The following is a 13,633-nucleotide window of genomic DNA, read 5'->3' on the forward strand; positions in this document are numbered from 1 at the left end:
AATGATTACTCAGCTGCAGCTTCGTCTTCAGATTGTGCTTCTGCACGCTCGTCACGACGTGGGGCACGCTCTTCTTTAGCCTTCATCATTGGAGATGGCTCAGTGATAGCGCCTTTAGTGCGCATGATCATGTTACGGATCACAGCGTCGTTGAAGCGGAAGTTAGACTCCAGCTCGTCGATAACAGACTGCTCTGCTTCAACGTTCATCAGAACGTAGTGAGCTTTGTGCAGTTTGTTGATTGGGTAAGCCAGTTGACGACGGCCCCAATCTTCCAGACGGTGGATCTGACCGCCAGAATCTTTGATAGCACCAGTGTAACGCTCGACCATGCCAGCAACTTGCTCGCTTTGATCTGGGTGCACCATAAATACGATTTCGTAATGACGCATTTGTTGCTCCTTACGGATTATTCAGCTTCCCTGTTCGGCTCGGTCATCCTGGGGAAGCAAGGAACTAAGGGTATAAAACCGAGAATTTAGGCGCGAGATAGTACAGAATTACACCGGCGAGCGCAACTAAAACTGTGACGGCAGACCCTCAATCAGCGATATTTTTCCATCGCATAAAAAACGCCACCCGAATGGGTGGCGTTTCAGTCAAACTCCAGGCAAACGCTGCGCTGCGGATTTGTTATCCCTGACGCTGACGCACCGCCTCAAACAGGCAAATTCCGGTCGCTACCGAGACGTTCAGACTGGACACAGAACCGGCCATCGGGATTTTAATCAAATCGTCACAGGTCTCACGGGTCAGACGTCGCATGCCTTCCCCTTCAGCCCCCATCACAATGGCCAGCGGTCCGGTTAGTTTGCTCTGATACAGGTCATGTGTTGCTTCACCGGCAGTCCCGACAACCCAGACGCCTTTGTCCTGCAATGCGCGCAGGGTACGGGCCAGGTTCGTCACCCGGATGAGCGGCACGACTTCTGCGGCGCCGCAAGCCACTTTCGATGCTGTCGCATTCAGCTGCGCTGCGCGATCTTTCGGTACGATCACTGCCGCCACGCCCGCTGCATCAGCATTTCGCAGACAGGCACCCAGATTGTGCGGATCGGTCACGCCATCCAGCACCAGTAACAATGGGTTTTCCTGCCCGGCCAGAAGGTCGTCCAGATCATTTTCATTGTACTGTTTGCCCGGTTTGACCCGCGCCACAATGCCCTGATGACTGCCACCATCGGATTTGTCATCCAGTGCCTTACGACCCGCTTGCTGAATGGTCACACCCAACCGTTGCAGTTCATTCAACAGCGGCAGCAAACGCTCGTCCTGACGCCCTTTCAGCACAAAGACTTCAATGAAACGTGCCGGGTCGGAACCCAGCACTGCGCTTACGGCATGAATGCCGAAAATCATATCATTACGCATTATTTTTTCTTCTTCGCCGCCCGTTCTTTCTTACCGGCCCGCTGCTTGCGGGCCTTGACCGATTTCTTTTTCGCTTTATCTTTTTTCTTGGCTTTTTTGCCTGGCTGACCGTCGTCACCTTCCGGCCGCGGCACCATACCTGATTTCAGTTGCTGACGCACGGATGAACGCTCTTTTTTCGATTCCGCTTTGTGCTCTGGCTGGGCTTCCCCGTTCTCGACCCGGAACACTTTCAGACTCTGACGTTGCAAGCCTTCCGCCTTACGCATCCGCTGTTGCTTATCACGGGTCTGGGCTGTTTTCCCGGGTCTGCGTACCTTACGGCCGCCACCGACCAGTTCAAAATCAATCTGGCGATCATTGAGGTTGATTGCCGCGACTTTGACCTTCACAGCATCACCGAGTCGATAAATCTTGCCGGAAGCATCGCCAATCAGCCGCTGGCCGATCGGATCATACTGGTAGTAGTCGTTGTCCAGATTCGAGATATGTACCAGCCCGTCGATGTTCAGCTCATTGAGGCGGACAAAGAAACCAAAACCGGTGACATTAGCAATCACACCGTCAAACTCATCTCCGACGTGGTCCTGCATGTATTCACACTTGAGCCAGTCCGCCACATCACGGGTCGCATCATCAGCACGGCGCTCAGTCATCGAACACTGTTCGCCCAGCACATCCATATCGTCGAAGGAATAGTGGTAGCCACCCGTTGGTGTCCAGCGATCAGTGTTCGTGCCGTTTTCTTTCGCAATCAGATACTTGAGTGCGCGGTGCAATGCCAGATCCGGATAACGGCGGATCGGCGAAGTAAAATGCGCGTACGAATTCAGGGCCAGACCAAAATGACCAATGTTATCCGCCTGATAAACAGCCTGCTTCATGGAACGCAGCAGCATGGTCTGAATCAGTTCTTTATCCGGACGATTCTGGATCGCCGCAGCCAGATGCGCGTAGTCGCTCGGCGCAGGTTCCAGCCCGCCGGTCAGGTTCAGACCCAGCTCACCCAGGAAATCCCGGAAACCGGTCAGACGCTCTTCACCCGGGGTGTCATGCACCCGGTACAAGGCCGGCTCTTTGGCTTTTTCCACCAGCTTGGCTGATGCGACGTTCGCCATGATCATACATTCTTCGATGATCTTATGGGCGTCGTTGCGCTCTGCGGGCACAATGCGGTCGATCTTCCGGTCAGCATTGAAGATGAACTGGGTTTCCACCGTTTCAAACTCAATGGCACCCCGCTCTTCCCGGGCCTGCTTCAGCACCTTGTACATTTGGTACAGCTCTTCCAGGTGCGGAACCAGTGGCGCATAACGCTCTCGCAGGGGCTCATCCCCTTCCAGCATCTTGCTGACTTTGGTGTACGTCAGACGGGCATGAGAATTCATGACCGCTTCATAGTGTTTATAGCCCGACAGCTTACCCGCTGCAGAGATGGTCATTTCACAGACCATGCACAGACGATCGACCTGCGGGTTCAGCGAGCACAGTCCGTTCGACAGTACTTCAGGCAGCATCGGAATCACCTGAGACGGGAAATAAACCGAGTTACCGCGCTGGATCGCTTCTTTGTCTAACGCTGAATCTGGACGTACGTAATAACTGACGTCGGCAATGGCAACCCACAGGCGCCAGCCGCCAGACTTTTTCTTCTCACAGTAAACGGCGTCATCAAAGTCGCGGGCATCTTCACCGTCAATCGTGACCAATGGCAGTTCTCGCAGATCAACCCGGCCTTTTTTGGCTTCTTCCGGGACTTCTTCCGAAAGGTGAGCGACCTGTTTCTCGACCTCTGCTGGCCACACATGCGGAATGTCATAAGTGCGCAGTGCAATTTCGATTTCCATGCCCGGCGCCATATTTTCGCCCAGCACTTCGACCACTTTACCCACAGCGTTGTACTGACGCGTGGCACGCTGGGTGATCTCGACCACCACCACATTCCCCATCCGGGCACCCAGACGGGCATCCTGCGGAATCACGATATCCTGTGCGATACGTGAATCATCCGGCACGACAAACCCCATGCCGTCTTCAATAAAATAGCGGCCGACGATCTGACCGCTGTATTCCTGCAGCACGCGTACAATCCGCCCTTCACGGCGGCCGCGCTTATCGACTCCGGCAACCTGAACCAGCACATAGTCACCGTGGATCACGCCACGCATCTGGTGGGCTGGCAACAGCAGGTCATCCTGGCGGGCAGTACCGCTGCCTTCCGGACGCAGGAAACCAAAGCCGTCTTTGTGACCAATCACATGGCCTTTGATCAGATCCAGCCGCTCCGGCAGGGCATAACACTGACGGCGGGTATACACCAGCTGGCCATCGCGTTCCATCGCCCGTAAACGCCGACGCAGGCCTTCATACTGGTCTTCACCTGCCAGCTGCAGTGCTGTAAACAGCTGATCACGGTTGACCGGGGTGCTGAAGCCACGGATGACTTCTAAAATCAGTTCACGGCTGGGGATGGGATTTTCGTAATTTTGAGCTTCCCGCTCGCGGAAAGGATCGACAGGTAAATCAGTTGTACCTTTGGACATAAAATAATCCGTATTGGCAGCTAATGAACCTAAGTATATAACTGCCATCAAAAATTAGTGGGGAGCAGGTCAAGTTCCGCTCCAATCAATGAAAACTATCAGTGCGTGTAAATCTGTCGCTTGCACGCTTTTTCTGTATAGCTGCCTGACACTGGGCAACGTTGGCTACGCGACAAAACAGATGCCGCTCAGATCACATTCTAAGCGCTCACTGCCTGAAAAGATACCGCGGCCCAAAAATCGCCGCGATCATGGGGATTACCAGAAGTTCTCGCGACGTTTGGCGCGGGCAACCACATTGGACGGCATACGCTGTTCTAAGTCGTAGCGTAATTTGGTGATCTTACGATGTGTATGGCGATCTGCCGTTGCAGACTGATACAGCCAGCGATAGGCATCTTCATAATCCAGCGGGCTGCCGTAATCCTGGAGCAGTAACTCGGCCAGCTCGATACGTGCGGCCAGATTTCCCATGGCCGCGGCTTCACGCAAATACGGAACAGCACGCTCTCTGTCCTGCTGCACCAGAGTGCCTTTAGCATAGTAACGGCCAAGCTGTTCCAGTGCCGACGGTAACCCTTGCCGGGCCGCCGATTCCATATAATACAGCCCCTGCTCAACGTCGCGTTTGACGCACACGCCCCAGGCCAGCATATCACCGTAGAGAAACTGGTAAGCAGGTGACTCCACTCGCTCCGCACGGGCTTCAATATCCTGCACCAACTGGCAGTCATCGGCTTTCACGCGCTGCAACTGCTGGTTGTCGTCAAACAGATGGATCAGCTCCGCCTCTGAATACAGAGGAACAGCATCACCAACATCTGTAATGGCGCTCACTGGCAAAGACACCAGCAGGGCTGAAAATACGGTTGCACGCAGAACCATTCCGCTCTCTCTTTTGATCGACACTTCATACAACTAAGCTGGTTTCACCTGATTCGGGTTCAGACGGAAACACAGCGTATGAAGTCTATCGGCAGTCATGTCTCAGACTTTAGCCAAAATTACAGAAAGCGAAAAACAAAAAGCCAACCTGACGGCTGGCTTTTAATCATCGATTCAGTTTACCGGGCAATTAGCCTGCGTAAGGGTGAACCTTGATGATAGTTTCGTTACGATCCGGTCCAGTTGAGATCAAATCAATTGGCACACCAGTCAGCTCTTCCAGACGCGCAATGTAGTTCAGCGCAGTCTGTGGCAGCTCTTCCAGAGATTTCACACCGAAGGTGCTCTCTGTCCAGCCTGGCATTGTTTCGTAGATTGGCTCGACACTTTCAAACGCATCTGCAGCCATTGGAGAGACATTCAGGATCTGACCGTCTGGCATTTTGTAGCCAGTACAGATCTTAATTTCTTCCAGACCATCCAGAACGTCCAGCTTGGTCAGACAGAAACCAGACACTGAATTGATTTGTACAGCACGACGCATTGCAACTGCATCAAACCAGCCACAACGGCGTTTACGGCCAGTGGTTGCACCAAACTCGTTACCTTTCACGCCCAGGTGTTCGCCTACAGCGTCATCCAGTTCAGTCGGGAACGGACCTGCACCCACACGAGTACAGTACGCTTTCGCGATACCCAGGATATAACCCAGATGACGAGGACCGAAACCAGAACCAGCAGCAACACCACCAGCAGTGGTATTTGAAGATGTTACATACGGGTAAGTACCATGGTCGATGTCCAGCAGTGTGCCCTGCGCACCTTCGAACATGATTTTGTCGCCACGCTGACGCGCATCATCCAGCTCCTGGGTCACGTCAATGACCATAGAAGTCAGGACATCCGCCTGAGCCATCACACTTTCCAGCACAGCTTCATAGCTGACAGGTTCAGCGTTGTAGAAATGCTCCAGCTGGAAGTTATGGTAAGCCATCACTTCCTTAAGCTTCTCGGCAAATGCTTCTTTATCGAACAGATCGCCAACACGCAGACCACGACGAGCGACTTTATCTTCATAGGCAGGACCGATACCACGACCCGTCGTACCGATAGCTTTCTTGCCACGCGCCAGTTCACGCGCCTGGTCCAGAGCAATATGGTACTGAAGAATTAGCGGACAAGCTTCTGACAGGAATAAACGCTCACGAACTGGAATACCACGGGCTTCCAGGGGTTCCATTTCTTTCAGCAGCGCATCAGGAGAAAGGACGACACCGTTACCGATAATGCATTTCACGTTTTCACGCAGAATGCCTGAAGGGATTAAGTGCAGGACAGTTTTCTCACCGTCAATGACAAGGGTATGACCCGCGTTGTGACCACCCTGGTAGCGAACCACATACTGTGCATCTTCAGTCAGCAGATCAACGATCTTGCCCTTACCTTCGTCACCCCACTGGGTGCCGAGAACGACTACATTGTTTGCCATCTTTCTTCATCTATCAGTTGTTAAAAATGGATTCTAGCACCTTCCAAAATTGCTTGCAGTCATTTTTTGACCATGAGCCAGAAATTCCTAAGGCGGGCTTCACGATTAGCTCAGGCTGAGATTTACAGCCGGGTAAACATGATATATGCAATGACAGCACCGGCGACAACCAGACAACCGCCAATCCGGCGTAAAGTCGGATCATCCTGACGGCTGAGCTGACTGACCATCTCCCGCCAGCCTCTGGGTGCCAGCAACGGCCCCAGTCCCTCTAAAATCAAGACCAATCCGACGGCCAGCCAAAATACTTGGCTCATTCTGTATCTCCTTTTGCATCAGATACCTGCCTCCCGGGAGACAGGCAAAAAAAAGACAAGGCAATTGCCTTGTCTTTTTGTCAGCGCCGAACGGACTTAGTTCAGGCTGTTCGATTCCTTCATGTACTTGAAGAATTCACTGTTCGGATCCACGACCAGAATATCCTGCTTAGAGCTGAAGCTGTTTTCATAGGCTTTCAAAGAACGCAGGAAGTTATAGAACTCTGGATCTTTGTTGAAAGCCGTCGCATAAATGTCTGCAGCTTTCGCATCCGCATTACCGCGTTGGATACGGGCAACACGCTCTGCATCAGAGATGATCTTCGCCACTTCCAGCTCAGACTGAGCTCGAATCACTTCAGCTTTCTCACGGCCCTGAGAACGGTGCTTACGGGCTACCGATTCACGCTCGGCACGCATCCGGCGATAAATCGATTCACTGATCTCATCCGGCAGGTTGATCTTCTTCATTCGGAAATCGACCACTTCAATCCCCAGGTCACGGGCACTGATCTGTGTTTCCGCCAGAACGTCTGCCATGATCTTGTCACGCTGACCTTCCAGTTCTTTCTTCGGAGCGACTTCTTCGACGATTTCCGAAGCGATGGCAACACTTTTATCTTCGTCAGGCACTGCACCTTCATCAACATTGTTGCCGCGATCCGGACCAGATACGATCTGCTTGATCTCTTTCGAACCGATCTGGGCACGCAGGCTATCCACCACCTTACGCTTCAGCAGGCCTTCAGCCGTCGAAGTATTGCCGCCGCCGGTTGCCAGATAGTACTGACCGAAATCCTTGATACGCCACTTCACGTAGCTGTCGATGATCACGTCTTTTTTCTCAGATGTGACAAAACGGTCAGCCTGATCGTCCATCGTCTGGATACGGGAATCCAGCGTACGCACACGGTCAAATACCGGCACTTTAAAGTGCAGGCCCGGTTCATACACCAATGCCATATTGGTTGTGTCATCTTTAATGATTCGGCCAAAGCGAACCACGATTCCACGCTCGCCTTCTTTCACCACGAAGACGGACATCAACACCACAGCGATGAGAATGACCACGAGCGGGATAATTAACTTACGCATCATTAATATCTCCCCTGACGACCAGTGTCAGCACGCGGTGCCGAGGAAGAGGAAGACGTATCTTCAGACTTCTCCAGCTCAATGCCGTAGGTACTGGATGGGCTGGCCTGCTTCTTCGTCTGCTCTGTCTGATTCATCAGCTTATCCAGAGGCAGATACAGCAGATTGCTGCCCGACTTCGAATCCACCATGACTTTACTGGTGTTCCCATAAACACGTTCCATGGTTTCCAGATACAGGCGGTTTCGGGTCACTTCTTTCGCAGCATGATACTCAGGTAACAGTTTCTCAAACTGAGCAACTTCACCCAACGCACCATTGACCACTCGCTCCGTGTAACCTTCAGCTTCTTTCTTCAGTCGCTCAGCACGACCTGTTGCTTTCGGCAGAATGTCGTTGCTGTAAGCTTCCGCTTCACGAACAAAACGCTCTTCATCCTCACGCGCTGCAATTGCATCATCGAAAGCATCTTTCACTGCTTCCGGCGGACGCGCAGACTGGAAGTTCACATCCACAACCAGGATACCCATATCGTACGTTTCGATAATTTTATCGATGTCCGTCTGGGTATTCGCACGAATTGTCTGACGGCCACGCGTCAGGGCTTCGTCCATGGTGGAGTCACCAATGACCGCACGCAGCGCTGAATCCGTCGCCTGACGCAGGCTGTCGTCTGCATTGGTCACGCTGAACAGGTATTTCTGTGCATCAGACACTTTGTACTGAACTTCCATTTCAACTTTCAGTACGTTTTCATCTTTCGTCAGCATCAGTCCGGAGCTGCGCAGAGAACGAATTGCCTGCACATTGACCAGCTCAACATCATCAATGAAGGTTGGTTTCCAGTTCAGACCCGGATCAACCATTTCATAGAATTTACCGAACCGCAGTACCACACCACGCTCGGCTTCGCCGACGGTGTAGAAACCGGAAAAACCCCAAATCGCAGCAGCGATAACAGCAATCACCCCAAGACCGGCAGCACCACCGCCACTTGAAGGTCCACGCTTATTCCCAAAAATACCACCAAACTTACGACTCAGTTTTGCAAACACTTCATCGAGATCAGGCGGCCCTTGATCACGGCCACCACGATTCTTGTTCCCCCAAGGGTCCTGATCGCGGCCACCGTTGTTTCCAGGCTCATTCCACGCCATTATAGAACTCCATCAATATGATATGACGACAGTTTTTTATTACTCTAGCAGTCCATCAGGCAAGGATAAAGTCATCCAGCCCCTGCTCTTCTCTTTTTTGCAGCCGTGCCCAGTCCGTCATGGGCAGGCGGACATCCAGCAACAGGCTGCCATCTTGCTCATACTCTTCCCGGACAATAGCCCCCAGCTGATAGAACTTGCTGCGGATACGCCCAATGACTGCAGGCGGCAAGCGCAAGGTATGCGTCACCATAGTGCCCGCAAGGCGTTCTGTCAGTGCGGTGAAGAGAAAATCAATCCCCAGCCCGTCCCGGGCAGACACCCAGACCCGGCGCGGAATACCGTCTTCGTCGCGTTCAATCCGCGGTTCAGCGTCTTCCAGGTTATCGATCTTATTCATGACAACCAGTACTGGTACGTCATTGGCCTCAATTTCTTCCAGAACGGTGTTTACCGCATCAATATTTTCACGGTAACGCTCATCACTGGCATCCACCACATGCAACAACAGGGTCGCTTCCTGCGTTTCTTTGAGTGTGGCTTTAAATGCAGCGACCAGATCATGCGGCAGATGGCGGATAAAGCCCACCGTATCTGCCAGAATGCTGGTGCCAACATCTTCCACCTCAATTTTCCGCAGCGTAGGATCCAGCGTTGCAAACAGTTGATCCGCCGCGTATACCCCGGCATCCGTCACCCGGTTAAACAGTGTCGACTTACCGGCGTTGGTATAGCCCACCAGCGAGATCGTCGGAATATCCGCCCGGCTTCGGGCTCGACGCCCCTGATCACGCTGCTTGGAAACTTTATCCAGACGTCGCAGGATCGCTTTGATCCGCTCCCGCAGTAACCGGCGGTCGGTTTCCAGCTGAGTTTCACCCGGGCCACGCAGACCGATCCCCCCTTTCTGTCGTTCCAGGTGGGTCCAGCCTCGGATCAAACGGGTAGAAATATGACGTAGCTGCGCCAGCTCGACTTGCAGCTTACCTTCATGGGTACGCGCACGCTGAGCAAAGATGTCCAGGATCAATCCGGTTCTGTCCAGAACCCGGCATTTGCACAACCGTTCCAGGTTTCGCTCCTGGGCAGGCGAGAGTGAATGGTTAAAAATAACGATCTCGGCACCTTCGGCTCTGACCGCATCGGCAATTTCCTGTGCTTTACCTTCTCCCACGTAATACTTAGGGTGGGGAGCCTGTCTGCTGCCTGTGATCACACGCAGCGTATTGACTCCCGCTGAGGAGACCAGCATCTCGAACTCGCTGAGATCCTCCCACTCCCCTTCTTGCGTGAAGTTGATATGAACAAGAATTGCCTGTTCACCGGCTTCATAACGGTCAAACAAGCAATCAACTCCTTATCGAAGAATCTTATTCTTCTGTTTTTTCCTGGCCACGTTCGGACGCCTGACGCTCACCGGAATGGTGATGATTGACCGGACGGGCCGGTACAACAGTCGAGATAGCGTGCTTGTAAACCATCTGGTTTACGGTGTTTTTCAGCAGGATCACGAACTGGTCAAATGACTCAATCTGGCCCTGAAGCTTAATACCATTGACCAAGTAAATAGAAACCGGGATTCTTTCACGACGCAGCGCATTCAAAAACGGGTCTTGTAGAGATTGCCCCTTAGCCATTCTTTCTTTTCCTTATTTGTTTGTAGTTGTATGTTTCAATGAACAAAATTAACAATACGCAAAGCAGGGATGAGTATACACGCTAATCAAACCTCACGGCTAACGGAGTTTGTGACTGTTTGTAACGCCTTCTCTACATCACTGCTATCCAACCAAGTCAAATCTTTCCAGCTGCGAAGCCAGGTGATTTGCCGCTTGGCTAACTGACGGGTTGCACAGATACCACGATAAATCGCTTCATCCAGTGTGCAATTGCCATCAAAATAATCCCACATCTGACGGTAACCTACACAGCGAACGGACGGAAGATCCGGATGCAGATCCCCTCGTTCATACAACGCTCGAACTTCCTGTTCAAAGCCTGCTTTGATCATGTTGTCAAAACGCTGCTCGATCCTCTGATGCAGAATAGCCCTATCCTTGGGTGTTATCGCAAATTGGTGAACCTGATAAGGTAATGTTTCCCCCTGCGTTTGGGTCAACTCAGTTAAAGTTTTACCTGAAATTCGGAAAACTTCCAATGCCCGCGACAAGCGTTGGGGATCATTTGGATGGATCCGCGTCGCAGAGACAGGATCAATCCGTTGTAATTCCTCATGCAGAGACAGCCATCCCCGCTCTCTGGCCTGCTGCTCAATTTCAGCACGAATGGCCGGGTCCGCCGCAGGTAACGGCGAAAGCCCCTCCAGCAGTGCCTTGTAATAGAGCATCGTGCCCCCCACCAATAATGGTATGCGACCAGCTTTTACAATATCTGCCATTTCTTTGAGAGCATCTTCACGAAAATCCGCCGCAGAATAACTTTGTGACGGATCCCGGATATCCAGTAGACGGTGCGGCGCCTGTGCCAGCTCATCAGCATCCGGTTTGGCGGTACCGATATCCATACCCCGGTAAATCAGGGCTGAATCAACACTGATCAGCTCGACGGGCAGCTGCTGACGCAGGCGAATGGCCAGATCAGTTTTGCCTGAGGCCGTCGGCCCCATCAGAAAAATAGCCTGAGGAAGAGATTTAGTCATGATTAAATGCTTCTAAAGCCGGCCGCAGGTCAACCGGACGCAGCAACCGGGAATAATATGTTTCCAGGGCATCGCCCCAAAGCTGTTCGAGTTCACCCAGTAAGGTAATGGCCTGAGACAGGCTGAAGCTGTCACTGCCAGCTGCCAGTTTAACCGATAACCACTCCAGCAGCGCCTCCCAGTAGTCACTTTCACTCAACTGGTCACCCGCTTCGGACAATTGGCTCAGATGTTCCAGCAATGCAGGGATCACTCCTTGCAGATTCTGCTGACGCAACGGCTGACTCACCGCCAGAATCACCAGCTTGTCCTGACCTTTGCCTCTCAGCTGAATCCCCAGCTGATTCAGCAAGGTGCGGTGCTGCTCTGCGCTCCGGGACATTTCCGGGGTGGCCGGTATGGCCAGCGGGATCAGCAATGGCTGAGGTTTGAGACCGTCCTGACGCGCAAACCGCAACTGGCCTTTCATGCGCAACTGTTCAGCGTCTGCCAGCGACAACAATGCCACCCCAGCTCCCTGACTGACCAGCAGATACCGGCCTGCAATCACAGACAAGGCCTTGCCTAATCCCTGTTCCGGCTGAGAATTCAGCACCGGACCGCGCTGTACTGGTGCGGGAGTCTCCCGCCAGACATTCACGTTCTTCACCGGCTGAGCAGATTCAGAAGACGTTTGAGCCTGCTCGGGGGAACGTTTTTCCTGTACCGGAGTCTGCATCAGGGCCTGATAAGCCGCAACTTCCGCTTTCGAGGGGGCCTCGCTGCCAAACTGACGTGGTGCAGCACTGCGGCTGCTGGCAGAGCGCTGAGCCGAAGACTGAGCTGGAGCTGGAGACATCATCTCACGCGACGAACCTTGTTCCCGAGTATAAGCCTCACTGCCCGCTGTTTCCTGCCCAGCAGGCCGACTGGCTTCGGATGACTGACTGAACCAGGCTTCGGCCGGTGCCTGACGCGGGTAAGCCGGGGTCTTGGCAATCGCATCCAGCGCAGCGGACGCGGGCGGCTGCGAGGGGCTGTCCTGAGACAGGGTCCCGCCAGCGGGTGCTGGTTCTTCAACCTGATAAGACCGGGCGGACGCCCTTTCCGGGGCAGTGTAGATATCACTCTCCGCCGCTGTTTGTTGCAGTGCACTCTGCACGCCCTGATAAATAAAATCATGAACCAGGCGGGCATGGTGAAACCGCACTTCGTGTTTGGCCGGGTGGACATTCACATCCACCTGATGGGGATCGACCTCGATAAAGAGGACATAAGCCGCATATTGTTCCGGCGCCAGCGCACCTTCAAAAGCCTGACGAATCGCATGATTGATGAGCTTATCTTTCATCATCCGGCCGTTCACGTAGCAGTACTGAAGGTCGTTCTGAGCCCGGGCTCCCTGTGGCGTACAGATCCATCCCGACAACCGCAGATCACCGTGACCCAGTTCCAGCGAGACGGCATGCTGCAGGAAACCCTGGCCACAGACGGCCGCCAGGCGGCGCTCTTTCTGAGCCTGGGTTTCTGCCGCACGGTACTGCCGGATCAACTTGCCGTTATGGCGCAGCAAAATACTGACATCAAACCGACTCAGCGCAATACGCTTGAGTAACTCATCAATATGGGCAAATTCAGTTTTCTCGGTACGCAGGAACTTACGGCGGGCCGGGGTGTTGAAAAACAGATCCAGCACCTCCAGCGTCGTTCCCACCGGGTGGGCGGCTGGCTTGAGCTGCACCTGCATGTCCCGGCCTTCCGCATACGCAGACCAGGCTTCCGGCTGCGATTCAGTCCGTGACGTTAAAGTCAGTCGCGACACCGAGCTGATACTGGCCAGCGCCTCTCCCCGGAAACCAAGGCTGGCAATCGCTTCCAGATCATCCAGGGTCGCGATTTTAGAAGTGGCATGGCGGCTCAGCGCCAGTTCCAGTTCGTCTTTCGGGATCCCCTGACCGTTATCACGGATCCGGATCGTCCGGCTGCCGCCTTTGTCGATATCGATTTCAATTTTGGTCGCACCGGCATCCAGACTATTTTCCACCAGCTCTTTCACGACTGAGGCGGGACGTTCAACCACTTCACCGGCGGCGATCTGGTTCGCCAGTCTGGCGGGTAAAATCTGAATCGGCATAATC

General features: G+C 53.3%; 12 protein-coding genes. All 12 read right to left on the reverse strand.

Annotated features, from left to right (window positions below):
* Nucleotides 1-5: 5 nt before the first annotated feature.
* The 12 genes from rpsF to mutL all read right to left on the reverse strand — a co-directional run bounded on the left by rpsF (nucleotide 6) and on the right by mutL (nucleotide 13,629).
* On the reverse strand, nucleotides 6-392 hold the full coding sequence (rpsF, locus tag L4174_RS15070; RefSeq protein ID WP_248144288.1) for a 30S ribosomal protein S6: 387 nt from the start codon (nucleotides 390-392) through the stop codon (nucleotides 6-8).
* A gap of 241 nt (nucleotides 393-633) precedes the next feature.
* The gene (gene rlmB / locus L4174_RS15075) at nucleotides 634-1,371 is read right to left on the reverse strand and encodes a 23S rRNA (guanosine(2251)-2'-O)-methyltransferase RlmB (protein WP_248144289.1); all 738 of its coding nucleotides are present in this window, start codon (nucleotides 1,369-1,371) and stop codon (nucleotides 634-636) included.
* Complete coding sequence (rnr, locus tag L4174_RS15080; RefSeq protein ID WP_248144290.1) at nucleotides 1,371-3,914, reverse strand: ribonuclease R; 2,544 nt, start codon at nucleotides 3,912-3,914, stop codon at nucleotides 1,371-1,373. The genes rlmB and rnr overlap by 1 nt, the downstream gene beginning before the upstream one ends.
* A 258-nt stretch (nucleotides 3,915-4,172) precedes the next feature.
* Nucleotides 4,173-4,799 (reverse strand): tetratricopeptide repeat protein, encoded by a 627-nt coding sequence (locus L4174_RS15085; RefSeq protein WP_248144291.1) that lies wholly within the window; start codon nucleotides 4,797-4,799, stop codon nucleotides 4,173-4,175.
* 190 nt (nucleotides 4,800-4,989) lie between these two features.
* Nucleotides 4,990-6,288, reverse strand: a complete 1,299-nt coding sequence (locus L4174_RS15090) for an adenylosuccinate synthase (RefSeq protein WP_248144292.1) — start codon at nucleotides 6,286-6,288, stop codon at nucleotides 4,990-4,992.
* 122 nt (nucleotides 6,289-6,410) lie between these two features.
* Complete coding sequence (locus L4174_RS15095; protein ID WP_248144293.1) at nucleotides 6,411-6,605, reverse strand: DUF2065 domain-containing protein; 195 nt, start codon at nucleotides 6,603-6,605, stop codon at nucleotides 6,411-6,413.
* Nucleotides 6,606-6,701: 96 nt separating this feature from the next.
* The gene (hflC, locus tag L4174_RS15100) at nucleotides 6,702-7,700 is read right to left on the reverse strand and encodes a protease modulator HflC (RefSeq protein ID WP_248144367.1); all 999 of its coding nucleotides are present in this window, start codon (nucleotides 7,698-7,700) and stop codon (nucleotides 6,702-6,704) included.
* A gap of 2 nt (nucleotides 7,701-7,702) precedes the next feature.
* Nucleotides 7,703-8,857 (reverse strand): FtsH protease activity modulator HflK, encoded by a 1,155-nt coding sequence (gene hflK / locus L4174_RS15105; protein ID WP_248144294.1) that lies wholly within the window; start codon nucleotides 8,855-8,857, stop codon nucleotides 7,703-7,705.
* Between the two features lie 55 nt (nucleotides 8,858-8,912).
* Nucleotides 8,913-10,202: a ribosome rescue GTPase HflX gene (hflX, locus tag L4174_RS15110; RefSeq protein ID WP_248144295.1), complete on the reverse strand. Its 1,290-nt coding sequence runs from the start codon at nucleotides 10,200-10,202 to the stop codon at nucleotides 8,913-8,915.
* 25 nt (nucleotides 10,203-10,227) lie between these two features.
* The gene (gene hfq / locus L4174_RS15115; RefSeq protein ID WP_036755395.1) at nucleotides 10,228-10,494 is read right to left on the reverse strand and encodes an RNA chaperone Hfq; all 267 of its coding nucleotides are present in this window, start codon (nucleotides 10,492-10,494) and stop codon (nucleotides 10,228-10,230) included.
* Nucleotides 10,495-10,580: 86 nt separating this feature from the next.
* Nucleotides 10,581-11,516 carry a tRNA (adenosine(37)-N6)-dimethylallyltransferase MiaA gene (gene miaA / locus L4174_RS15120; RefSeq protein WP_248144296.1) on the reverse strand — a complete coding sequence of 312 codons (936 nt, stop codon included), beginning with the start codon at nucleotides 11,514-11,516 and terminating at the stop codon, nucleotides 10,581-10,583.
* Nucleotides 11,509-13,629, reverse strand: coding sequence for a DNA mismatch repair endonuclease MutL (gene mutL / locus L4174_RS15125; protein ID WP_248144297.1), 2,121 nt, complete (start codon nucleotides 13,627-13,629; stop codon nucleotides 11,509-11,511). The genes miaA and mutL overlap by 8 nt, the downstream gene beginning before the upstream one ends.
* Between the last annotated feature and the right edge of the window lie 4 nt (nucleotides 13,630-13,633).

Source organism: Photobacterium sp. CCB-ST2H9 (genome assembly GCF_023151555.2).
Classification (GTDB): domain Bacteria; phylum Pseudomonadota; class Gammaproteobacteria; order Enterobacterales; family Vibrionaceae; genus Photobacterium.